A 24449-nucleotide genomic window follows, 5' to 3' on the forward strand; every position below is an offset into this window, starting at 1 on the left:
CAAGGCTTGCTCCTCCTTTGAAAATTCAATGCAGTTCAAGGATTAAACAGAAAATTAACAAAGATACAAAAGGCATATTTCCTCAAAACCCAATTTAGACGGCTGATGTTTTTTTCAGGGGGACAAAGCCAAGTAGATTCCTTCAAAAATAATTTAGCTTTTGAAATTTCCATTTCTTTTCCGTGGGAAAGGTCGCAAATCTCTTACAACGAATCAACTAGGAGCCTCGTCGCGCATTTATCTGATGCGAGACTTCTCTTATAGAGAATATCCCCTGTTAGATTGGGAGCTTCCTTAGAGTTTTTGCCATGTCCAAAGATGGGCGTTCATCAGAGCTGCCCGCTCGTATTATTCCGCTTGCTACGCTTCCTGCGCCTTCCCGCGGTTTCGAGCCAACCGTTCAGCGGATAACATTCTCTTGGAGTCAAACTCCGGAGTTGCTTACGAATTACTTTGCAGAGGAAAGATCCCTCTTTCTTCTTACCCAGCAAGGTGGCGGAATTCTCTATCTAAATGCTGCGCATCCTGAAATTCCTCCTGAGGATGAAACTTTCCACTCTTCCCTCCTCAGCCATCAGGAAACCGGTACGCTAGTTATCTCTTTCCGGACAGAGGCCCTGCTCGCTCAGCTACCGATCCTGTCAGGGCTGCCTCCCGTCACATTCCAGACCCGATCCGGCCCCGGTCGCTTCCTGTTTGCTATCTGTGACCTGATTGTTCAGGATGCGTTGCCGCCGCCCCCTTCGCAAACCCGAACGCGTCTTCTCAAGCATCTGACGGACCTGCTTCTGACGACCCTTCTGGACGCACTGGATCTTGATCTTTCGGCGGCTGGCCGTCGGCGACACCGACAGAAGCACATGCGTGCCTATATCGAAACGCGTCTGCATGAGCCTGATCTGACCCCGCAGATTATTGCCGCGGCCTCCGGAATTTCAGCCAGAGCACTGTATCTTCTTTTCGATGGCGAGCCAGGAGCCGTCGCCGGGTGGATTCTGAACCGACGCCTTGAACGTATTTACAAGGATCTTCAGTCTCCAGAGCTGGTGTCGATGAATATCGCCGAAATTGCACTCAAGCATGGCTTCAGAAACGCCGCGCATTTTTCACGACGTTTCCGGCAGAAATTTGGTATGTCCCCCAGACACGTCCGACCAAAGCGACAAATGAGCTAAAATTCGGCTTCAGCTGGACCCATCACCATGAATCCCCTGAACCAGACGTGTTGTGGATTGCCCTCCTACGAGGTCGACCAATGCCACACGTCCCCCGCACGATTTTACGAAATCACCACCAACGACCTGATCTTCCGTGTAGTCTGAACCCTTGACCAGAACATCAGGTTTGATTGCACGGATTGCTTCCAGCGGCGTCTCTTCATCAAACAGGATAACAAGGTCCACGGCCCGCAATGCACCAATGACCGTAGCCCGTGCCTCTTCTTTCTGAATTGGTCGACTTGGCCCTTTCAGGGCAGCAACCGAACGATCCGTATTCAGGGCAACAATCAGTTTGTCCCCTTCCCGCGCAGCCGCCTGCAAAAGGGAAATATGGCCGGGATGGACGAGATCGAAGCATCCATTTGTAAAGACAACCCGCGCCCCGTGGCGCCGCCAGTTTTCCGCGATATGTGCAGCATTTTCCAGAGTGACCAGTGCTCCATTTTCCGGAATTTCCTGCCCCAATTCACGCGAAAGCTCTTCTTTCGACACCGTCGCCGTACCCAGCTTTCCTACCGAAATAGAAGCCGCTGCTGTTGCTATGACAACAGCTGTCTCCAGATCCTGCCCGGCAGAGAGAACAGACGCAACGGTCGCGACAACCGTGTCGCCAGCTCCCGACACATCGAAGACTTCTGACTTCCGTGCAGCCACATGATTATACGTTCCGTCACGCCGCCACAGGGTCATGCCATCTTCTGATCGGGTAATCAGAACATCGCCGCCGAACTGGCTTGATAATGTCTTTGCGACATTCAGAACGTCTTCGTCGGTTCGTGCAGAAAGCCCCGTCGCCTGCTCTGCCTCCAGCCTGTTAGGCGTCACCAACGTGGCGCCCGCATATGCTTCCAACGTGCGCCGCTTGGGATCAACGAGAACAGGAATGCCCTTTGCTCGCCCTGCCGCAATAACAGCCTTCAGAACCGCATCATCAAGAACACCTTTCGCATAGTCTGAACAGACAACGACATCTGTATCCTCAATGGCTTTTTCAGCAGCTTGGATCAGGTGCTGGCGGACGTCTTCGTTCAGAGGAACGATTTTTTCCACGTCAATGCGCACAATCTGCTGCAGGCCACTAACGACGCGCGTTTTTGTAATCGTTGTCCAATCAGGTGACGAAACAATTCCTTCCTGATTGACCAACGGCCATTCACACAAAGCCTCTTTAAGTTGCTCCGCAGCCTGGTCACGACCCACCAGTCCAATCAGCCGTACTTCCACACCTAGCGCAGCCGCATTGACCGCTACATTTGCCGCCCCCCCAGGCACTCGCCTCATTCCGTCATTCAGCAAAACCGGAACAGGTGCCTCTGGAGAAATTCGACTGACATTACCCGAGACATACTGATCCAGAAGGAGATCCCCAATGACCGTAATGCGCCCAAAGCGAAAATCATCAATCAAGGCCTGTCTCTCCAAAGCATGGAATGGTTAAGCCCAGCAGTCTCACAGGGCCTTATAAAAGAAAAGAGCGGAGGATTACTCCCCCGCTCCTATTCAGGCTCTCTATGCAGTCATACCAAGCTGTCAGGCGCTTGCCGAACCTGCAAGGAGACCAGCCAGAAGGCGTGCAAACCCGGTCGGATCAGGAAGAGGCTCACCTTCCTGAACGCGCGCCAGATCCAACAATACACGGGCAAGATCCTTGATGCTCTCGCCCTTGGAAACACGCTCGGAGAGCGCCTTGATCAGCGGATGCCGCGGATTGATTTCCAGAATAGGCGGCGCTTCTGGAAGAGCCTGACCTGACCGACGCATCAGACGCTGCATGGCCAGATCCGGCCCGCCTTCCGACGTGATGACAACAGCACTATCGGTCAGGCGCACAGTTCCACGCACATCCTTGACGGCTTCACCCAGTGCATCCTTGAGGGCTGGTACCAGCTTTTCCAGGTCTGCCGGTTCGACTGTCTCATCAGTGTCTGTCGGGAATTTTTCCAGATCACCATGTGAATATACGACAGAACGCAGGATCTTGTCGTTGTACGAATGGAGGCGCTCGGGCCAGAACCCATCTACTGGATCCGACAGAAGAAGAACCTCAAGCCCACGCGCCCGGAAACCTTCAAGCTGGGCAGACGCCTTCAACGCATCAAGGTTATCGCCTGTCAGGAAGTAAATCACCTCCTGGCCATCCTTCATGCGCGAGATATAATCATCAAGCGTAGTCAGATCGTCACTATGGGTTGTGTGAAAACGGGCAAAGCCTGCAATTTCCTGACGGTGCTCGCTATCTTCCCAGAGGCCTTCCTTGATAACCGCGCCGAAATTCTCCCAGAACGCATTGAAGCCATCGTCTGCTTCTTTGGCGCGATTCTTGATTTCCGTCAGAACACGCTTGGTAACGGCTTTACGAATACGGGCCAGAACGGGCGTTGCCTGAAGCATCTCACGAGAGACATTCAGGGGCAGGTCTTCCGTGTCTACGACACCCTGAACAAAACGCATCCAGTTCGGGAGAAGATCTGCCTCGTCCGTAATGAACATGCGGCGAACATGAAGGTGAATCCGGCTTTCCCGGGACTGCTCCATGAAGTCAAATGGTCGCGCGCCTGGCAGGAACAGGAGAGCCGTAAATTCCGTCGTGCCTTCCGCATGCCAGTGCATGGTCGCATACGGCTCGTCAAAAGCGCGAGCGATGTGACGATAAAATTCCGTATACTGCTCAGCCGTAATTTCAGACTTTGGCTTACGCCAGAGAGCAGTACCCTCATTGGCAGCCTTATCTTCTGTCGTACCGTCTTCCTTGGCTTCACGTAGAGTGATTGGCCAAGAAATATGGTCAGCCCATTTGCGGATGATCGACTTCAGACGCCAGCTATCCAGAAACTCATCAGCATCGTCCTTCATGTGAAGGACGATATCCGTACCCGGTGTAGAACGGCTTGAAGGCGTCAGAGTAAAAGACCCCTTCCCGTCTGAAGACCATGTCCAGGCCTCGTCAGAGCCAGCCTTACGAGATGTGACATCAACACTGTTAGCCACCATGAATGCGGCATAGAATCCTACGCCGAACTGCCCGATCAGACTGGGCCGGTCTTCTGCTTTTGCAGAACTCAGTTTTTCGCCAAAAGCACGTGTCCCGGACCGCGCGATCGTACCAAGGTTCTGAGCCAGTTCATCATGCGTCATGCCGACGCCATCGTCAGAAATGATCAGCTCCTTCTTGTCCTTTTCCGGCACGATGCGGATACCCGCATTTTCCGGCAAAGCAAGAGAGGCGTCCGTCAGTGCTTCAAAACGCCGCTTGTCGGTCGCATCTGCAGCATTGGCGACGAGTTCGCGCAGGAAGATCTCACGATCCGAATAAAGGGCATGAACAACGAGATCGAGCAGACGCCCAACCTCGGCACTAAATTCATGCTTTTCGGCCTGACCCTGGGTTGCATTCATGGTTACAAATCTCCTTTCAGGAAAGTGATTTGGATATGCGACGTCAGGCCGAATTTTTCAACGCTCCTTAAAGATAACTTGCAAGCGTCATGCCCTTCATGTCTGCAATAATGGAGTAAGAGGCCTGCAACTGGTTGCTGGTATCATTGAGCTGAACCGACACCTGCGCAAGATCAGCGTTTTTTGTAGTCCCCAACTGGGTTGTCAACGCCGACTTCATCTGTTCCAGCATGGCGCTTTGGCTGGTCAGAGTGTTTTGCTGGACGCCAAGCGCTCCGCTCATGTCGGACAGACCGTCTATCGCAGCTGTATTCGTATCCTGCAGGCCTTGAATGAGCTGCGTATAGTCGGCGTCTCCAGGATCAGCTGACCCAAGAGACGCCACCACCATCAGGTTTCGCATCAGATCCCGGATAGGAGACCCTGTAGAGCTCTCAGAAGACGCGCCTCCCTGAGTAGCAACAATCCCTGCCGTTGCTGTCTCATTCTTTCCAGTCACGATCTGCAAGTTCTGTGCTGACGCTGTTGCAGGGTCTGTGGAAAGCGATGCGGAGAATGGCTGATTATCAGAGGTGGTGCCTGCCAGCGTAAGGGTAGATGACAGAACAGAGGATGCTCCGTCTGTTCCCATCTGTTTCACCGCGTCGGCAATCGATGAAGCCAGACCAGAATTTCCTGGATCACCACTCACTGGTGCCTCGGAAGACTGCAAGCCGGAGAAGATATAACTGTCTCCCTGTTGGGTATTCAGCAGATTTCCTAACGACGTAAGAGCAGTTTTGGCCTGCTGGGCCGCTGTGCCGATCGTGCTTGAGGAAACACTCCCCGCAAGGGTGGACAATGTTTCATTCAGATCACCGGCAATCGTCGAAATCTGGCGCAAAGCAGACTGGGTCGTGGTCAATCTGTTTTGCGCGGTCGTAATATTGCTGCTCCATGCGGTAACCTGCGTAATGGCGGGCTGAAGAGCGAGGGCCTGCGTACGCGCGGTTCCCAAGCCTGCGTAGCTATCTGATCTCACACCTGTAGAAGCCTGCGTTTGCAGACTATCTTTCTTCTGCGACAGGGATGTCAGATTGAGCGTCTGCTGGAGGGAAACACCCCCATATCCGAAAGAAGCAACTGTTCCTGTCATTTTCAGCTTCCAACCGCGTTTAGAAGTGCCGTAAACATGGTTTGTACCGATGAAATGACTTTCGCATTTGCTGAGTAGGCATTCTGCAGCGTCACGATATTGGCCATTTCGGTATCTACAGAGACACTTGATGTTCCAGACAGGCTTGAAGACAGACTGCTTTGTGTCGTCTGAGCAAGAGAAAGGTTGCTGCTGGCCGTATTGGCAGTTGCTGCCTGATTGGCAGTCATCGACGTCGCAAGCGCGATTAGGCTTTGCGAGCCGCTATAGCCCGTGGACAGTTGGCCCGTCATACCAAGGCCGGTACTCGGTGCTGCTGTCTGACTACTGCCATCTGATTGCGTCGTGCCAAACGCATAGGACAGGACATTCTGAATGACACTTGTTCCCGCCGTTTCCCCTGAGACAAGGAGGGACGGATCATCCTGATAAGCTTGCGAGACCTGGATGTCCTGTGCAAACCCAATACTGCCAGATGGAGTAATCTCCGTTTGAGACGAGCCTGGTACGCTTCCATCCGAAGTTGTGAACAACGTCATGCCCTGTGCACTGAAGCGGCTGGCTGCGGTATAGGCCAAGGAGTCAAGCTGGGCCTGCATCGTGGGGAGTGTTGTATCACGCAAAGTGATATTCGCGCCCAGCGTTCCCCCTGTCAGATGCCCGGTAATATCTTTTCCATTCAAAGTAATTGCTGGAATAGAATTGACGTCCGACGCTCCGGGATAGCTCATACTGGTCGAAATCTGGGCCGATGACGTCGTCAGAGGCCATGTGCTGGAAACCGCGTCCGTCGCTCCTGCTGTCGTATTATGCGTCGGCAGTGTCAGCCCATCTGATGCAGTAATGGACATGTCACCATTGGCTGACACTTTCCAGGACACACTTAAATCACTGGATAGTGAAGATAGCGCCGTATACCGCTGATTTTCCAGATCCGCCGTATCAAGCCCCTGACTTTTCAACGTCATGATCTTCGTTGAAAGATTTCCGATTGTCGTCAGGTTGGTATTGATATCTGCCACAGAGGAAAGAACACCGTCCTGCGCATTCTGGCGTTGTGTCTGCGTCGCTTCCGCAAGGGAATTGATCGACTGGGCAAAGCTGCTGGCAGCGGCAACAACAGTGCTTTGTGCCGTGGAACTGGAAGACGTCGCGGTAAGGGATGTCAGAGCTGACTGAAGGTTACCCAACTGGTCTGAAAGGGTGCCACTACTGCCTGAATCTGCCGAAGTGGACCCTTGAAGAGCCATGATGGCTGAAAGGGAATTGCTGGTCGTGGTATATTCCGCAACGTCAGCATTCTGCAAATAGAGGGCTGCCTGAATGTTCGTATTCGAAGCCAGGGTGGTTGTAGCCCGACGGACGCCACCACCAGTTCCATCATTTACAACAGACTGAACATTGGCGACTTCCTTGATATATCCGCCTGTAGATGCATTGGCGACATTCTGGGATGCCGTGGACATCCCATACTGAACGGCCTGGAGTCCGGATACGGCAATCGAAAGAGAGTCAGTCAGTCCCATGATACAGAATTCCCTTCACCCAGCCTTACTGGATCATCGCCAGAGTAGTCTGAAGAAGCTGGTTTGCCGTGGTAACGATCTTTGTATTGGCCCCATAAGCCTGCTGGGCCACGATCAGCTTGGTCAGATCACTGGTCAGGTCCGTCGTTGAACTTTCGACAGAGCCGGTGCTTAGCGTACCTGCTCCATTCGTATTCACGGCGTTGACGACCGGTGCTCCCGAGGATGCCGTTGCGGTATAAGCCTGCCCGTTCTGAGCGGAAAGACCGTTCGGGTCGGCGAAGGTCGTCAGCGGAATCTTGGCAAGCAGCTGAGACAGGCCATTATCGAACGTCGCCATGACAGAACCATCCGTCTGCATGGAAAGGCCGGTAAATGTTCCACTCGTGACACTGTCCGTTGTCATAGTGGGATTAGTGCTGTAACTGCTACCGTCTGTAGCCAGGCTGACACCGGATGTGCTGCCAATTGTCCCGAGGCTGACCGTCATGTCCTGCGGCGACCCTGTATAGGAGAACGTTGCAGCAGACCCCGTTGACTGAGCCGCTCCGTTTACTGAAGCCAAAGATCCATCGCTGTTGAATGTGACGGTGGCAGAGTTGCTGGCATCAGCAGAATTACTCACGGTCCATGTCAGCGGGTCTGTGCTGGATTGCGTCCAGTTCAGACTGACTGTCTGTGCATTTCCCTGACTGTCATACGCCGTTGCCGTTGATGTGTTGCTCTGACCGGTTCCCGTTGTGCTGCCGATGGCCGCAGAGAGCGACATCGTCGTACTTTTCGTAGGCTGGAACGCAACCGAATCCGGAATCTGGATGGGCGCCAGTGTGCTGCTCAGCGCTCCCTCCGAGCCAACCTGATAGCCTTCAAGGTAATATCCGGACGTATTGACCAGATACCCTTGGTTATTTTCCGAAAAATCGCCGTTCCGGGTATAGTACTGCTGGCTATTGAATGTCGGAGCCGTACTTGACCCTGTGCTGCCAGTAGGCTGCACGACATTGAAAAAACCGTTTCCTGAGATCGCAAGAGACAGCGTATTGGTCGAGGAGACAACCATCCCCTGAGTGTCCGTATGCTGCCGGGTCGTTGCAGCAACACTGTCACTCAATGCCTGCCCATCAGTCGCCAGATCATTACTCGTCACGTAATCAGCAAAACTTGTCGTGGTAGCTTTGTAGCCAGTCGTCTGACTGTTCGCGATGTTGTTGGAAAGATCGCTGAAAGCATGAGACTGGGAATTAAGGCCACTGACAGCCGTGTTGAGCGAATTGATAATCGACATGGCGGACTCCGACAGAACTGGGGCTTCGGGCCACACGCCCGAGTAGTGTCTGGACCGACAGTTCCACAGGAAGCGTTAATGAAACCCTTACAGGCCCAGTTTTTGCGACGGACTGCGGCCTTTCCTTTGCCGCGCGCCCTTTCAAAGCACCATCAAACAAAGAGCGGCGGACCACTGGCTCTTTGACGGGGAACAGGGCAATATAAGGCAACATGCCAGTGCCATCAGATGACTCTTCGAAGCCCAGAATCCCTGACGATTCTCCCGTAAAGCCTGCAAGATTCGTGCAGGGCAGCATCATGCGCCACGTCATCACCATGGCAGGCACAGGGGCTATCGGGCTGATGGCCGTTTTTGCGGTCGACCTTCTCAATTATTTCTATATCTCGCATCTGCACGACCCGGCTCTCACGGCAGCCATCGCATTTGCGACCTCCCTGAGTTACGTACAGATCTCGGTTTCAATCGGTATGACCATTGGGCTGGGGGCCTGCATCGGACGCCTGATTGGTGCTCGACATCATGCCGAAGCCCGGCGACTGGCCTCGGCATTTATCGCAGTCATGGTTGTCATTGCGGCAATTCTCGGAATTCTGACGGCAGTTTTTGCAACGCCCCTTCTTCAGCTTCTTGGCGCACAGGGAGCAGCTCTTCAGAACGCCGCTACGTTCCTGCATGTCGTTTCCCCTGCATTGCCGCTGGTCTGTCTGGGAATGGCACTCTCCGCGCTTCTTCGTGCTGTTGGGGATGCGAAGCGTTCGATGCGTATTACCCTCACCGGTGCGCTGGTTTCTGCCATTCTCGACCCATTAATGATCTTTGTCCTGCACCTTGGGCTGGAAGGTGCAGCAATCAGCACCATCCTGTCCCGGTGCGCCATCACGGCCAGCGGTTTCCTGAACCTTCGGGGACACGCCATGCTTGAATGGCCAAGGCGCGATGCTTTTGCCCCTGCCCTACGAAAGATCGGCGGAATTGCCGTTCCTGCGATTGCCACCAATCTTGCCACTCCGACAGGGGCATTGTTCGTCACACATGCGATGGCTCAGTTCGGGTTGAATGCTGTCTCCGGCCAGGCCACAATCGACAGGATTGTTCCCGTAGCTTTTGCCCTCGTCTTTGCTCTGACAGGATCTGTGGGGCCGATCATGGCGCAGAACCTTGGCGCAAAACAGTTTGACCGGGTTCGAGAGACTCTGATGGCAGCCCTCAAACTGACAGCCCTGTGCGTCGGAACGACCTGGTTTGTCCTTGCCGCCGGGCACAACATCATTCTTCACATGTTCAACGTGCAAGGCATTGGAGCAGAGATCGTTCGGCTGTTCTGCTGCTGGCTGGTGCTCAGTTACATGTTCGTCGGGCTGCTATTTGTCGCGAACACAGCCTTCAACAACCTCGGTCATCCGTTTTATTCAACCGGATTTAACTGGGGCCGGGCAACCTTGGGCACGATCCCATTTGTGTGGCTGGGATCAGGCTATGGCCCTATCGGTATTCTGATCGGACAGTCCCTCGGCGTCGTGATTTTCGGAACACTGGCTGTTCTCACAGCATTCCGCGTCATCGGACATCTGGGGCGTAATCCTTCAACACAGTGACGGTGCGGACACCAGATTGGCCCCCACACCTGTAAGCAATCAAGGGGCCGGGTTAGAATGCACCTGATGGATTTCGTTGATCTTCGCCTCAAGTTCCGATGTAATATCGAGATCAACTGATCCAAGAATGGTCTTAAGCTGATCTGTGCTCGTTGCACCAATAATATTGGACGTCACGAACGGCCGGGAGGTCACAAAAGCAACTGCCAACTGGACAGGGTCCAGCCCCTCGGCATGTGCAAGAGCGTGATAAGCCTCAATCGCGACATCAACCCCCGGCTTTTCATAACGCTGCCCACGATTGAACAGCGTTGTGCGTGCACCAGCCGGCCGGGCGCCTTTCAGATACTTTCCTGTCAGGTAACCTTGAGCGAGTGGAGAATAAGCCAAAAGCCCCACGCTTTCCCGCAGGCACATTTCTGCAAGCCCGATCTCAAAAGTACGATTGATCAGGTTGTAGGCATTCTGAATGGACGCAACGCGCGGAAGGCCGGTTTTTGAAGCTGCCAGAAACTGTGAAACGCCCCAGGCCGTCTCATTGGAAAGGCCGACATGCCGGATTTTGCCCTCTGTCACGAGGTCGCCCAGAGCGCCAAGGGTCTCCTCAACGGGAACCTCATCTGCATCCGGAAGATCACAGAACGTGGTTCCACCTTCTCCGAACAGACCCACTTTACGGTCCGGCCAGTGAAGCTGATAGAGATCCAGATAGTCCGTTCCAAGCCGACGTAGGGAGCCTTCAATGGCATAGCGGATCTGAATTGGCGTCAGCCGTGCTTCTTGACCGTCAGGTCTAAACCATGGTGAGGAACTGCGCCCTACAACCTTGCTTGCGATGACAAGTTTGTCTCGGCCTCCGCGCGCCTTCAACCAGCTTCCAACAATGGTTTCCGTCGCCCCATAGGTCTCGGCACGCGGAGGAATGGAATAGAGCTCGGCGGTATCAATAAAGTTGATACCGTTCTCAAGCGCCATATCGAGTTGGGCATGCCCTTCGGCTTCAGTATTCTGCTGCCCGAAGGTCATCGTACCAAGGCAGATTTCACTGACTTTTATGCCTGTGCGTCCAAGTTCACGTTGTTTCATTGGGTAGCCTGATTAAAATGGTAGGGTGGTAGTCGCCTGATGCTATCATATCAGGCAGATACCCTACCTTTGAGAAATTATCCGCTCAATCTGTCCCGCCACTTCTGCCAGAAGGTGGGGGTATTTTGATACGACGGCGAAGAATGGTCAGGAAAACTTTCTACTGTAGACTGCGTCTCAGGACATACGGACAGATCAGAAATTTTCCGAGTTTTTTCTGAAATACCCTGTGACAGGCAAGCAAGGAGAGTAAAACGCTCCCAATCCGACAAATTAGCGGCATTCAGTGTAATGCGATGATCGGGATGACTACACATATAACCGGTTTCGGTATGCACGGCATAATATTTGTGCACTTCATTATCCTGTGAAAAAGGAACAAGACGAATGAGATGATCATCGTCCAAAGCACGAGTAAATTTTATTTTTCCATCCCTGAAAGAAAAATATGTCTCCACCATATTAATCCGTACGGCCAAAACCAAACCGACCGTCAGCTTTACCGCATATACATCAACACCTTCTCGGTCCGGTATAATAACATTCCGTGCACAAAATATTTTTTCTCTGGGATTATAACATAAAATATATCCATGACGAGAAAGTATAAGAAACCGTTCTTCAGACACAACCGTATTTTGGTTATCTCCAGTATCTCCGAATACCGCAATTTCTGTTGCGGTATCATAAAATTTTGCAGCTTCTTCAAAACGATCTGAAAGAAGAAGATTATAAAGTACCCGCCCCATCAAAGCTTCATTTTGAAAAATTTTCTGCTTCCGCTGCAATCGCATTACGCTAGGCGACATGAGCGTTTTCGCCACAAGGCCTGCATGCCTGTCAGACGTGCGCATTAATCGTGCATTCAAGTTATTCTCATTGAAACGTCTTGATTTTGCGATCGCAGAATACACATCTTGATCGCTACCATACGCCAGAGCAGAAATTACTTTCCCGAAGAGATTACTACCGGAAAGAGAGTGAATAATGACATGTCCTGAGTAGTAAGTATTTACAATTTTAACTTCTGGTATCTTTCTGGAAAGAAGCTGTGACTGTTCCCAGTCCCCTTCATCCAAAGGATCGTATGCAACAAACAACCGTCCTTGAAGCTGTTCTTTTCGTATTCCCATTCCTTTCATGCTATCGCGAAAATTATGTGTCAGATAATACTGATGAACCGGACATTCATCTGGATCCAGTGACCACTTTGGTGCCATAGCAAGTACAGTATCAGCATTCAGAATTTTCGACCAAGAAAGTGCTGTATGTGCACCCATCGAAATGCCGATTACTACAATTTTAGAAAATTTCTTAGTTATGTTCAAGATGCATTCCTGAACAGCTGACGTGTCAGGAGAAATATACCAATGATCAACCTTGGCCGTAACGCCAATACATGTAATCCCCAGTTTTCGAACGACAGGTGCGCCAAAAAATGTCTTTGTCGCATTCTTGGTTTCGTGGGCTCCTTCGAATGTTACGAGGGCATAATCTGTATTTCCTTGATGATAATGAACAACAAGTTCATCGCCTTCAAATATGATCATTACCACTCCAGATAAGGTATCTTCAAAAATCCATTTCTAAACAATACCTCATCTGGAGAAATTGTAAAAAGATATTAGCTTAGGAAAACTACCGTATTTTTTAAGCTACCTTTTCACCAAAAACCCGTTGGTAAAACCTTAATTCCCGTATCAGAGCATCTTCAACCACAGCACGATCGCGGAACCCGTGCCCTTCATCCGGATAGACGTGTAATTCTGCCTGTTCGAGTTTTGTGCTCATCGCTTCAGCCTGCGACAGAGGAACAACCTTATCCCCCCCGCCATGCAGGAACAGGACCGGAACATTGATTTTGTCGGCGTGAGTTATGGGAGAACGTTCAAGGTACACGGCCTCATCTTCTGGATAACGCCCGATCAGGCCATCCAGATACCGTGCCTCAAACTTGTGTGTCTCTTCAGCCAGTGCCCGCAGATCAGTCACACCATAAAGCGAAGCACCCGCAGCAAACAGGTCCGAATGAGCCAATGCTGCCAGAACCGTCAGACCACCCGCACTACTGCCACGAATGACGCATCTGTGTGGATCAACCAGATTACGCTCGATTACGGCACGTACGCCTGCAAGACAGTCTTCTACATCCGCAACACCCCATTTCAGATTCAAAGCCTCGCGATATTGACGTCCAAACCCTGTTGAGCCTCGGTAATTGACGTCCAGAACCGCGAAACCCCGCGATGTCCACCATTGAACTTTGAACGCAAAAGCCGGGTTGGCTCGCCCTGTAGGACCGCCATGTGCCATAACCACCAAGGGTGGTTTTTCGCCTTCTGCGAGACAGGAGGAACCACTCGCTGGTTTATAGAAAAGAGCGTATGCTTCCGTGCCATCTGCCGTCTGGAACGAGAGCGGTTCAGGCTTGGAAAGATCGTTCTGTGTGACACCTTCGGGAAAAGTGACACTTGACCGAAAATGCTCGGAGGAGCCGGTCATATCTCCGATTGCGAGAGAAGGCGGGGCATCTTCCCGCGCATCAATCCAGGCAAAATTCCCATTCGTCAGTCGCTCCGGAACATTGACGGGGGCACCCATCGACACATCCTCCCACTGACCATTCGCAAAATGCAGAACACAGTTCAGACCCTGACGAATGCCTAGAGCGAGAAGCTCTCCATCTGAGAGAGGCAGAAGCGTTCTTTGGCCAAAAACCCAATGTGGAAGACCGATTTCTGCATTCACCGAAGGCAAAAAGCGGGCCGTCCACCCAGCCTCATTACCGATGAATTGCACGGGCGACCAGCTTCCGCGGGCATCGGATGTTACGTAAAGTGTTCCGTCCTGTGCCCATCGCGGTTCGATGATACTGCATTTTTCTTTTCCACTCAGATCCGTCGCCGGCCCTAACTGCAGGCTGGTCCGATCCAGTGGCGCTACACTCAGGGCCGTCGCCGTCCAGGGCATTTCTGGATTCTGCCACGAAAACCACGCCAGAAAAGCGCCGTCGGGAGAAGGGCGAGGGGCAGCATAGAAATCCGCTTCTTCTGCAAGCACTGTCTCCTTGCCCATCGGATCAACATAGACAAGTGCGGCGACAGGCATTCCGCCTGCATGTGTTTCCCGGACGCAGAAAACGCCGTTTCCCGTTGGATCCCAAGTAAGGTCAGCGTAGCGCTGTTCTGGCACACGCTGCCCATCAATTACCCGCGCACTCCTCTCTCCGTAAGTGCTCCAGAGATCCCCTGTTTTCCGATCGCTGAAGATTACTTCCGGATTATCCCCACTCAGACGAACGTCCCACGCTCCGCCACCATATTCATGAACCCGGGTGCCAATAGTCCGGTCAGGAGGCGTCAGGTCCACCAACGTGCCATCTGGTCTCCGCCCCACAATGACGGCACGCCCCTGTTCCTCCGGGCGTGTTTCCAGCCAGAATATCCAGTCCCCGGCAGTTTTCAGTTCAGCAAAGGAAAGCGTCCGTCCGGCCACAAGGTCTGGCCCGACCCAGGACGGCCAGTTTCCAGCAGCGGGAGAGGGGCAAAGCTCAGTCATTTTTCATCCTGTGTCTGATGTCCTAGTATCGTAACCGGCGGCTTTGCCTTCCGCCATATTCTCTACGGGGTCACGACACTGTTTCATCTCACGCAACTCCTCGAACACCTGCTTCAGCAATATGGCTATGGCGTCATTGGCGTGACGGTCATGCTGGAAAGCATGGGCTTGCCGCTTCCCGCAGAGAGCATCATCATTGCCGCATCTCTTTATGCTGGCAGCACCCATCACCTTGAGATCCAGTGGATCGCCCTGGCCGCCGTCACTGGCGCCATCATGGGTGACAATTTCGGGTATCTACTTGGTCATCATTTTGGCTACAGCATTCTGAAGAAGCACGGCAAAAAAGTTGGCCTCACAGAGGAACGCCTCATGTTGGGGCGGTATCTTTTCCGCAAACATGGCGGCATCGTTGTTTTCCTGGGCCGCTTCGTTGCCATCCTTCGCGTTTTCGTTGCCCTGCTGGCAGGAGCAAACCGAATGCCGTGGCATTCGTTTCTCTTTTTCAATGCCTTGGGCGGCCTGTTCTGGGCCGGTGGGTATGCCTTCGTAACTTATGAGTTGGGAAAGCAGATTGAAAAGATCACAGGGCCGGTCGGAATTGGCCTTGCTGCCATTGGGGTCTGCTGTCTGGTCGGAGCATTTCTTTTTCTCAAGAAAAATGAAAAGTGCCTGACTGACGAGGCCATGAAACAGGCCAAAGAAGATGAGAAGCACTCTGGCTCAGGTGCGAACGACAAAGGAAAACACTGATGACACGCTCCCCTCACGCCGCCTGGTCTCTCGACACACTGGAGCGCCTGGATGGTCGGACTGCCCTCATTACAGGCTCTACAGGTGGTCTTGGGTTTGAAGTTGCGTGCGGGCTGGCACAACGGGGAGCGTTCATTATTCTGAGCGGTCGCAACCTTGAAAAAGGCCGCGCTGCCCTTAACCGCCTGTATGAGCGTGTTCCCAGCGTTCAGGGACGTTTTGAGGTTCTGGACCTCGCATCTCTTGCATCAGTCGCAAAATTCGCAACAGTTTTGAGGGAGAAGGGACAGCCGATCCACATGCTTGCCAACAACGCTGGTATCATGGGACCAGCCTCCCGGCAAACCACAAAGGACGGCTTTGAACTACAATTCGGCACCAACCATCTGGGCCATTTCGCTCTGACAGGTCGGTTATTGCCGCTCCTGGCGGCAGGCAATGCCACCGTCATGACCGTGGCATCCCTTGCAGCCCTGAAAGGAGAACTGCCATTTGGGGATCTGAACGCCCGTCATCGATACAATCCGATGGCCCGTTACAGACAAAGCAAATTGTCCAATTTGCTCTTCGCACTTGAGCTTAACCGCCGGGCCCACAAAGCGCCATGGCCCATTCACTCACGAGCGGCTCACCCCGGATGGGCGGCAAGTAATATTGTTGCCAATAATGGTATGCTGGATACAGCAGGTAATCCAGTCAGTCGCTGGGGACGCCGCATTGCTCGCAGCTTTGCCGGACCAGTGTTCCATGCATTGGGGCAGACAGTGGAAGAGGGGGCTTGGCCACTGCTCTACGCCTTGGCTTCTCCCGAAGCACGGGATGGAGACTATTATGGACCTCAAGGAAAAGGGGAGCGCACAGGTGTCCCCGGTGAGGCAGTCTTGCCTGAGCTGGCTCAGGACCATCAACTAGCTACACGCCTCTGGTCAGTGTCCGAAGAAATGACGGGCGTAAAGTATGGTCTCCTTTGAGACCATACTTACACTATCAATCCCCATAACCATTGGGATGGGCTTCACGCCAACGAAAAGCTGTTTCGACAATCTGATCCAGCTTTCCGAATTTCGGTGTCCATCCAGTCTCACGTTGAAGTGTCGTTAAATCGGCGACTAGAACTGCCGGATCGCCTTGCCTGCGCGGTGCCGCTTCCCAAGGCACTTGGCGCCCACTGACACGCTCGACACTCTGAATGATTTCAAGGTTAGAATACCCGCGCCCATTACCGATGTTGTAGGCAACACTCCGGGTCTCAATCTGTTCAAGTGCACGAATATGAGCATCCGCCAGATCAGCTACGTGAATATAATCACGCACACAGGACCCGTCTGGCGTAGGATAGTCTGTTCCAAACAGTTTAAGAGCAGGACGTCTTCCCAGAGCTGCATCTATTGTCAAGGGGATAAGGTGCGTCTCAGGCCGATGATCCTCCCCAGCTCGTCCGGCTAAATCTGCACCTGCTGCATTGAAATACCGTAAACACGCGCTCTTGAGACCACAAACAGAATCTGCCCACTGCAATATCCTCTCAATTAGAAATTTGCTCTCTCCATAAGGAGAACCGGGCTGGATTTCTGCTGTTTCTGAAATCGGATCTGGGCGTTCTGGACCGCCAAAAAGTGCAGCTGTGGAAGAAAAGACAAACTTCTTAATGCCAACTTCCGAACAGGCCTGCACGATATTCAGTCCCGTCAGATAATTCTGTCTCAGATAATGAAAGGGTTCACGCATGCTGTCGCCAACCAGGGAAAGGGCAGCAAAATGCAGAACGCCATCCCATATCCCCTGACTAACGACATTTTTCGTCGCCTGATAATCCATCAGATCAACATTATAAAAAAGCACACTTTGAGGGATAGCTGCTTGATGTCCAGTGCTGAGGTTGTCCAGAACAGCAACTTCGTGACCTTGGTCGAGAAGAGCAAGAACTACCTGACTACCAACAAACCCTGCACCGCCGGTAACAAGATAACGCATGCCGGATTTAACCCTCGCCAAATTCTTTAAAGCAGAACCAGCTATTCTTTTTCTCTAAAAGTTCAAAGGGCACCACATTACTCTCCAAGGATTTTGAGAATACTGAAGTCCCCTTTTCTCTTTGTTCAGACGAATGTCCAAAGAAGCCCTGGAACACGCTGAACAACCTGTTCACGCACGGACGTTGGGATGGATGCCAGAACCCTGAGAAATTCTTCTGCTCTTGGTGCGACAGGAGCATCAACAAGCCACATCAGAATTTCATCAATTGTTGTGTTATTCCCTGGTGTAAAAGGAAGTGGAGCAAGGCTCGCCGGATAAGAAACGCTCTCCACTTTCTCCAGAGAAAACATTTCCCATTCTCCGGCTTCACGGCGCTCTGCCGCTACGAACTCAATTCCTTGGGGCTGCTCAGGATTAGGGTTAGGAATAAATACAATGTGTAGATTGGTTAAGGGGTTATATGCAGCAAAGCGGTTATCACCAAATGCTCTTAAGTTATACACCAGCTCTGCTGCAAGTCGATTATCATACTGCATGGGAAGCGAGCGACGATGGCCTATTTCACCATCTTCGATGTAGAAAAATGTAATTACATTCGGCGTTTTTTCTTGAATTGCTCCATATACAGGAAGCATATCATGCTGGTCGGCAATCTCTTGTGTCGAATGAACAATTCTATTTTCTTGCCTAAGGAAATAAAGGGTTGTCCCGAAGTGTGATTTGATCTGATAAACATCAGGACTTTTCTCTGCCCCAACATTTACGACGTTTTTCCCTTCAATTTTGTCCCAGGTATTTCGCAGTGAAGCGATCGCACGGCCGATCATGACTCTGTAAATGTCATGCAGGAGATCGTGAACTTTGGGCATCAGGCGCAGAGGTTCATGATCGCCAACCTCATTCCGATCAAAATGCTGCCAGTAAACAGCTGAGTCACTAAGATCAGCATTCAGACGTCTTTTGATCCTCTGAATGTAATGTTCCATGCTTCGACAGATATAATGCATGACAAATGCATCATTCCAGTCAATTTCCTGATTTGCATCTTGCCCATTGACCGGCCGTCCATCAGGCCGGACATAACGGTCTACCGGGATATCATACCAATGAGGATTGTGATATGTGCTTCCCATCTTTTCTGGACGCACGAAGCTTTTGATCAGACGGTTATCACCCAGATCAGGCGTTGAATGCTGTGTAAACGCTTCAACTGTCGTTATTTTGGGACGAACGACCCGTCCAGAACTTCCGTAGATACGCCATGACAAGGCGACGGCATCAGCATCTTGGAACTTCGAGAAAAATTCCGGAAGGTTGTCCTGATGCTTCAGATAGACATATTCATCACCATCCAGAAAACCAATCCAGTCATAATGCCCCTTTGCCATCTCGGCAGCAGCCATGAAGCTGTTTCGTTGCCTCAGGTAGAAGTCAGGCTCAGCTAAGGGATCTGTCCGCATGGCTCTGATATCGCAGACAGCCGCAGCAGACTGGATAATTTCCCATGTCCCATCTGAGGAATGATCATCAAAAATGAAAAAGGTTTTGACACCAAGTGCTCTATGCCAGGCAATCCATCCAGCAATGTCAGAAAACTCATTTTTCACAAAGAGCGCTATTGCTACGGTTGGAAAAGCCGTCATTTGCCTAGATCCACTTCAAAAGGTCCAACACAGTAAGTTAGCTTATGCTAACACCTAAAAGAGAAAAACCATATCGCTTAGCCCAAATTAATCAAATTCAAGCAATATGAAAATAAAATTATAATATTGAATAACAAACTTTTATATTAATCAAATTAAGGCCTCACGACAATCATAACGACAATGATTACCATAAGAACGGTTGGGATTTCATTAGCTACCCTATAGTATTTTTCAGAATGTATATTTTTATCATCGAAAAATAAGCGCCTCCATTTACTGCAGGCACCATGAAATCCCATCAAACCCAATACACAGATCAGTTTTGTCCACCACCAGCCACTATTCCAGTCCACCAGACCAGGAACCGACGCCATCATGCCTCCGGCGAGTACCGTAACAATCATGGCCGGCGTCATGATCTGACGAAGAAGTTTCCGCTCCATGATCTTGAAGCGTTCACTTTCGGCAGTACCTGGAATTGTTTGGGTATGATAAACATAGAGCCGGGGCAAATAGAATGTCCCCGCCATCCATGCTGTGAACGCCATAATATGCAGGGAGAGAAACCAGCTCAAATGGGTAGCAACAAAATCCATCATGCCTGCTTCTGTCTCTCTAGCGTATTACGAAGCAACGGTACCAGCTGAGACAGGTGGTTGATTCGCACAAACCCTGGAACAGGCCAGAATGAAGGATTGGGCAGGCCATCCGCACGAAGTAACACACAGCTCATTCCCGCTCGGCGAGCAGCCTCGGCGCCGGTATCACTGTCCTCAATAACAACACAGTTTTCTGGCAGAACTCCCTCTGCCTTTGCTGCGTACAGATAAACTTCCGGAGAAGGCTTTGGCTCATTCATATCATTTGCTGAATGAACCCGGTCTTCCGGGAAAAAATGCGTCATTCCAGTCCGTTCAAACTTGGCATCCATCTCGGTGACAGATGAGTTTGAACCAACACGAAACGGCACTCCCAAATCCCGTATTCCATGCATCATTTCAGACGCACCCTCTACAGGTTCTGCCGTTTTTTGCATGAGTCGTACGAGATTATCCCGCATTTTGAGTGCCGTATTTTCTGGAAGTGAACGACCAAGTTCATGCTCCAGTTCTTCAACCACCTGTGGCAATGCCTTGCCAGAAAAACGGTCGTGGGCAGCTTCGTCAGAAATATTCAGCCCCAGAGAACGAGCAAACTCTGCTGTTGCCTGGCAGGAGGCATGCTCGCTGTCTACGAGCACCCCATCACAGTCAAAAATGACCAGTTTCAGCCGGCCCTTTGGATCGAGAGCAGTTGTCATACGGCCCTCACTGCCTCAACGAGAGCCCCAACATTTTCGGGTGGCGTATGTTGCATGACTCCATGCCCCAGATTGAAAACATGGGGCCGCCCTTTCAGGGCATCTCGAATGGCCTGTGCTTCGCGTACCATAGTTTCCCCACCAGAAAATAGCACCATGGGATCCAGATTCCCCTGAAGCGTCACATCCGGTACCAGTACCCCGATTTGGGCTGGATCAGCCACCGTATCCAGGGCCAGGGTATTCACGCCCGTTTTCTCTGCATACTCGCGTACCATGACCCCTCCGAGGCGAGGGAAGCCGATAATCGGCGTCCCAGGATGCTTCTCCTGGATATGACGCACGATCTGTCGGGTTGGTTCGATAACGTAGCACCTGAATGCTGAGGGAGGCAGAATTCCAGCCCAGGAATCGAACAGCATCACAGCTTCTGCGCCTGCTTCGATCTGACCGCAGAGCATCTCTGCTGTACTGGTTGTGAGGGTATCAATCAGTTTGTCGAAAAGAGCTGGCTCGGTCTGCATCATTCGCCGGGTGGCTGCAAAATCACGGGATCCGCCTCCCTCGACCATGTAGCACGACACAGTGAACGGACTTCCGGCAAACCCCAGCAAAGTCGTGACGTCAGGAAGGGATTTACTCAGACGGGACAACGTTTCGCGGACCGGTGCCGTTGCTTCCAGTAAGCGTCTCGGGTCCAGCTTTTCCAGATCAGATGCAGATCGGATTGCGCCAAGAACTGGCCCTCGACCATCAATGAATTCAAGTGACTGGCCCATCGCCCACGGGAGAATCAGAATGTCCGAGAACAGGATTGCTCCATCCATTCCGTATCGACGGATGGGCTGAAGCGTCAGTTCTTCGGCCATGTCCGGTGTCATGCAGCGGGTCAGAAAGTCAGCTTTGTCTCGCATGGCACGAAACTCAGGAAGATATCGACCAGCCTGTCGCATGAGCCAGACTGGCGGCGGCCAGACAGCTTCACCCTTGAGCGCTCTGAGAAGCGGTTTGGAGGATGGGGAGAGGGGTGCGTTTTCCGAATTCATGCCGCTCACTAACCATGAAAGAAAAAAGAAAGAAATCCTGGAGGATAGGATGATCCCTGTGGAAACTGGGGTACCCGGCTTTCTAAAAATGTACCCCGTCTTACTCACAGTGTGTACAACTCCGAAAACCGCAGCAGTGCAAGGGGCTCAGGATTCTATCCCGTTTTACTCACAGACCCCCTGTGTACAACCCCCAGTTTTGGGAGGTGTACCCAACAATCCACGGTACTCGGTACCTCATTCGGGGACTCCGAGTACTGTCCCCATGTACCCCAGTACTGACACAATCTTTTCACCGGGTCATACGCAGTACTCGCACAGACACGTGCCGTCGATAGTTTGGAGTCGCATCTCATGACCACACTGAGTACTTCATTGATTCTCGCGAGCGGATCTTTAGCCCGGCGAGTACTTCTTGAGGAAAGCGGTCTGACGATCCAGCTGCGCCCTGTTGATGTGGATGAGGAAAGCCTGAGGCGTGCCTGTGAAGCAGCAGGCAAGTCGTTGGGTGAGACGGCGATGGCTCTGGCAGAAGCCAAAGCCGTGAAGTCTGCGGAAAGGGGAGAGGAAACAGATCTGATCATCGCTGCAGATCAGATACTGGATCTGGAGGGGGAGGCCTTTGCGAAGCCAAAGACTCTGGAAGAGGCCCGAAATCATCTCAGAACGCTGAGAGGCCGGACGCACCGCCTGCAGACGGCTGTGGTGCTTTATCGTGGAAGGCGCAAGATCTGGAGCAATCTGGCTGTCCCGGAACTGACCATGCGAGTGTTTTCGGATATGTTTCTGGAGGCCTATCTCGAGCGCGAAGGAAAGACGCTTCTTGGCTGTGTCGGGGCTTACCGGCTGGAAGGGCCTGGAGTTCAGCTGTTTTCGAGCATTTGCGGAGACCATGACGCTGTTCTCGGGTTGCAACGCCTTCCTCTCCTGGAGGCCTTGAGAGCACAGAATGCACTTCTGACTTAAAAATTGCTTTTTTGGCTTGTCAGCAGAAAAACATCCTTATATACCGCCCACATCCGGCTTCGCCCCAACGAGGCCGCAGATGAAACAGTGGGGCCATAGCTCAGTTGGGAGAGCGCTTGAATGGCATTCAAGAGGTCGTCGGTTCGATCCCGATTGGCTCCACCAGTTTCCCTCAGAATTCCGTAAAAATCTGATAGCCCGTTTTTGATTACGAACAGTCATTTTGCTGTTGCGTTGAGAACAAGATCTGGCCTCCGTCAAACTGTTGGCAGCATTTGCTCACAGGGCGAGCTGTGAAGGTTTTAAGAAACAGAACGAATTCCGTTCAAAAATGCACTCTGTTGCATTAGCAGGCAGGCTGTTGCTCCACAAACGGAAGAGATACCTGTGTTTTCCATATTCAGGGACTGCTCCTTCGATTTTTCTCTTCGTGAAACACAATGACCGAATGGGTCAAATCCCAGTCATGCTGGTCGCTCCTTTCAATAAGGATTCAGCGACGGACAGGGCGCAGGGATTCGGAGGATTTGCTTCAGTCTGCATTTCTCAAGCTGCTGGAGCTCAAACCGTCCAATATCCGGAATGTGGAGGCCTATCTTGTCAGAACGGCTCAGAATACGGCCTATGATACAGGCCGCCGAGAGCGGAATGGCCCGCTGTCTTTCATTGAAGACGAGGATATAAAAGAATTTCCCTGTAGCGACAGCGCAAAGCTCCAATCCGATCAATGCCTCAATTTTAGCGTCTAACGGGTTTCTTCCGCAGGTTGGTTTTCTGTATCGTTTCAACAAGCATCATGACGTTTTCGCTGATTTTTCGAGGAATATGTCGGCCTTTACGGCATCTGCTTCAACCGGTCCGTTTTCGACAACGCAGGCAGGCTTTGCCTATATTCATAACAAGCTGAAACCGGAAACAACCAATACCGAAGAGATTGGCTATCGGTTTCATAATGATAGCGTACAGGCTTCTCTGACGGGGTATTACGTTGATTTTGAAAACAGGCTTCTTGCGTCATCCCTGAGTTCGGTAATTGTTGGAAATCAGAACGTTCTGGAAAATGTCGGAAGTGTAACGTCTCGTGGTGTCGAAGCTGCAGCGACCTGGCGCTTTTTCCGGAACTGGTCTCTTTACGGTGCGTGGTCCTATAACGATGCGCATTACAACGATAATATCGACAATTCAGAGGGATCCATTTTGCACATTTCCGGAAAACAGGTTGTCGCGGCACTGCGTAATATCGGAAATTTCAAACTGGCTTATGATGACGGGACGATCTGGGGCCAGTTTGGTGGTCAGTATATGAGCCGCCGTTTTTACACTGACCTGAATGACTCTCCGCTTCCGGGACGTGTTCTGTTCAATCAGTCCGCTGGAGATCGCTTTCATCGCCCGGGGGGTTCTCAAAGGACTGGAAGCTCAGGTCAACGTCGTGAACCTGTTCGACAAGGGATATATTTCAAGCATCGGAACCACTGGTTTCGAGAACAGTGACCCGAGTGGAACCTATCAAACCCTCCAGACGGGTGCGCCGCGCCAGGTCAACTGGCTGAAGTCTTATCTTCAGACGGTTCCGGCCGGAGCTCCCATCATTATCTCCACGCATATTCCCATGGTGACAGCGTTTTATACCTACGCTGATGAAAGCCCGTCACTTTTCAAACATCAGGCTCTGAGCACTGTTAATACGCGCGAAATTCTGGCTCTGCTGACAGGGCATAATGTAATTGCCGTTTTCCAGGGCCACACTCATGTTCTTGAGCAGGTTGAACATAACGGTATTCAGTTCATTACAGGTGGCGCTGTCAGCGGAAACTGGTGGCATGGATTACATCTCGGCACGCCAGAGGGCTACATGATCGTCCATGTAGAAAATAATACCGTTCGGACTGAATACAAAACCTACGGGTTTCACACAGTCAGTCCGGAAAATACCTACTGAGACACATGCGAGTTT

21 protein-coding genes and 1 tRNA gene are annotated in these 24449 nt (G+C 51.7%); 9 read left to right on the forward strand and 13 right to left on the reverse strand.

Annotated elements, in window-relative coordinates; all coding sequences use genetic code 11:
* Window positions 1-308: 308 nt before the first annotated feature.
* Entirely contained in the window at window positions 309-1175 is an 867-nt protein-coding gene (locus B7444_RS05505; protein ID WP_007282917.1) for a helix-turn-helix domain-containing protein, read from the forward strand.
* 9 nt (window positions 1176-1184) lie between these two features.
* Here the strand turns inward: B7444_RS05505 and rfaE1 are convergent, their stop codons facing one another.
* The 5 genes from rfaE1 to flgE form a co-directional block, all read right to left on the reverse strand.
* Entirely contained in the window at window positions 1185-2627 is a 1443-nt protein-coding gene (gene rfaE1, locus B7444_RS05510) for a D-glycero-beta-D-manno-heptose-7-phosphate kinase (RefSeq protein ID WP_007282918.1), read from the reverse strand.
* A gap of 123 nt (window positions 2628-2750) precedes the next feature.
* Window positions 2751-4616 carry a molecular chaperone HtpG gene (gene htpG / locus B7444_RS05515; protein ID WP_007282919.1) on the reverse strand — a complete coding sequence of 622 codons (1866 nt, stop codon included), beginning with the start codon at window positions 4614-4616 and terminating at the stop codon, window positions 2751-2753.
* A gap of 67 nt (window positions 4617-4683) precedes the next feature.
* Window positions 4684-5751, reverse strand: coding sequence for a flagellin (locus B7444_RS05520; RefSeq protein ID WP_007282920.1), 1068 nt, complete (start codon window positions 5749-5751; stop codon window positions 4684-4686).
* Window positions 5752-5753: 2 nt separating this feature from the next.
* Window positions 5754-7277, reverse strand: coding sequence for a flagellar hook-associated protein FlgK (gene flgK / locus B7444_RS05525; protein WP_007282921.1), 1524 nt, complete (start codon window positions 7275-7277; stop codon window positions 5754-5756).
* A 25-nt stretch (window positions 7278-7302) separates the two neighbouring features.
* Complete coding sequence (gene flgE / locus B7444_RS05530) at window positions 7303-8562, reverse strand: flagellar hook protein FlgE (RefSeq protein ID WP_035729603.1); 1260 nt, start codon at window positions 8560-8562, stop codon at window positions 7303-7305.
* Window positions 8563-8861: 299 nt separating this feature from the next.
* On the opposite strand from flgE, the gene B7444_RS05535 reads away from it, so the two are divergent.
* Window positions 8862-10160, forward strand: a complete 1299-nt coding sequence (locus tag B7444_RS05535; RefSeq protein ID WP_048855125.1) for an MATE family efflux transporter — start codon at window positions 8862-8864, stop codon at window positions 10158-10160.
* A gap of 39 nt (window positions 10161-10199) precedes the next feature.
* Here B7444_RS05535 and B7444_RS05540 read toward each other — a convergent pair whose 3' ends face one another.
* From B7444_RS05540 to B7444_RS05550, 3 genes are all read right to left on the reverse strand, one after another.
* Window positions 10200-11246, reverse strand: coding sequence for an aldo/keto reductase (locus B7444_RS05540; protein WP_007282924.1), 1047 nt, complete (start codon window positions 11244-11246; stop codon window positions 10200-10202).
* A 77-nt stretch (window positions 11247-11323) separates the two neighbouring features.
* A complete protein-coding gene (locus B7444_RS05545; protein WP_007282925.1) occupies window positions 11324-12796 on the reverse strand; it encodes a hypothetical protein in 1473 nt (490 codons plus the stop codon).
* Window positions 12797-12896: 100 nt separating this feature from the next.
* Window positions 12897-14804, reverse strand: a complete 1908-nt coding sequence (locus B7444_RS05550) for an alpha/beta hydrolase family protein (RefSeq protein ID WP_007282926.1) — start codon at window positions 14802-14804, stop codon at window positions 12897-12899.
* Window positions 14805-14954: 150 nt separating this feature from the next.
* Between B7444_RS05550 and B7444_RS05555 the strand changes: the two genes are divergently transcribed.
* Entirely contained in the window at window positions 14955-15557 is a 603-nt protein-coding gene (locus B7444_RS05555) for a DedA family protein (RefSeq protein WP_186810574.1), read from the forward strand.
* Window positions 15557-16528 carry an SDR family oxidoreductase gene (locus tag B7444_RS05560; protein WP_007282929.1) on the forward strand — a complete coding sequence of 324 codons (972 nt, stop codon included), beginning with the start codon at window positions 15557-15559 and terminating at the stop codon, window positions 16526-16528. The genes B7444_RS05555 and B7444_RS05560 overlap by 1 nt, the downstream gene beginning before the upstream one ends.
* Window positions 16529-16544: 16 nt before the next feature.
* Here B7444_RS05560 and galE read toward each other — a convergent pair whose 3' ends face one another.
* The 5 genes from galE to hemE all read right to left on the reverse strand — a co-directional run bounded on the left by galE (window position 16545) and on the right by hemE (window position 21526).
* Entirely contained in the window at window positions 16545-17531 is a 987-nt protein-coding gene (gene galE / locus B7444_RS05565) for a UDP-glucose 4-epimerase GalE (protein WP_007282930.1), read from the reverse strand.
* Between the two features lie 125 nt (window positions 17532-17656).
* Entirely contained in the window at window positions 17657-19177 is a 1521-nt protein-coding gene (locus tag B7444_RS05570) for a glycosyltransferase family 2 protein (protein ID WP_007282931.1), read from the reverse strand.
* 155 nt (window positions 19178-19332) lie between these two features.
* Window positions 19333-19779: a protoporphyrinogen oxidase HemJ gene (gene hemJ / locus B7444_RS05575; RefSeq protein ID WP_007282932.1), complete on the reverse strand. Its 447-nt coding sequence runs from the start codon at window positions 19777-19779 to the stop codon at window positions 19333-19335.
* The gene (locus B7444_RS05580) at window positions 19776-20480 is read right to left on the reverse strand and encodes an HAD family hydrolase (protein WP_007282933.1); all 705 of its coding nucleotides are present in this window, start codon (window positions 20478-20480) and stop codon (window positions 19776-19778) included. Before B7444_RS05580 ends, hemJ begins: the two co-directional genes overlap by 4 nt.
* The gene (gene hemE, locus B7444_RS05585; RefSeq protein ID WP_035729512.1) at window positions 20477-21526 is read right to left on the reverse strand and encodes a uroporphyrinogen decarboxylase; all 1050 of its coding nucleotides are present in this window, start codon (window positions 21524-21526) and stop codon (window positions 20477-20479) included. Before hemE ends, B7444_RS05580 begins: the two co-directional genes overlap by 4 nt.
* Window positions 21527-21880: 354 nt before the next feature.
* Between hemE and B7444_RS05590 the strand changes: the two genes are divergently transcribed.
* The 5 genes from B7444_RS05590 (at window position 21881) to B7444_RS16745 (ending at window position 24434) form a co-directional block, all read left to right on the forward strand.
* A complete protein-coding gene (locus tag B7444_RS05590) occupies window positions 21881-22492 on the forward strand; it encodes a Maf family protein (protein ID WP_035729515.1) in 612 nt (203 codons plus the stop codon).
* Between the two features lie 89 nt (window positions 22493-22581).
* Window positions 22582-22657 (forward strand) — tRNA-Ala (locus B7444_RS05595).
* A 275-nt stretch (window positions 22658-22932) separates the two neighbouring features.
* On the forward strand, window positions 22933-23241 hold the full coding sequence (locus tag B7444_RS05600; RefSeq protein ID WP_081603772.1) for an RNA polymerase sigma factor: 309 nt from the start codon (window positions 22933-22935) through the stop codon (window positions 23239-23241).
* A gap of 25 nt (window positions 23242-23266) precedes the next feature.
* Window positions 23267-23986 carry a TonB-dependent receptor domain-containing protein gene (locus B7444_RS05605; protein WP_231502844.1) on the forward strand — a complete coding sequence of 240 codons (720 nt, stop codon included), beginning with the start codon at window positions 23267-23269 and terminating at the stop codon, window positions 23984-23986.
* Entirely contained in the window at window positions 23925-24434 is a 510-nt protein-coding gene (locus B7444_RS16745; protein WP_222593016.1) for a metallophosphoesterase family protein, read from the forward strand. Before B7444_RS05605 ends, B7444_RS16745 begins: the two co-directional genes overlap by 62 nt.
* The last annotated feature ends 15 nt before the right edge of the window (window positions 24435-24449 follow it).

Source organism: Gluconobacter thailandicus F149-1 = NBRC 100600, assembly GCF_000964465.1.
GTDB lineage: Bacteria > Pseudomonadota > Alphaproteobacteria > Acetobacterales > Acetobacteraceae > Gluconobacter > Gluconobacter thailandicus.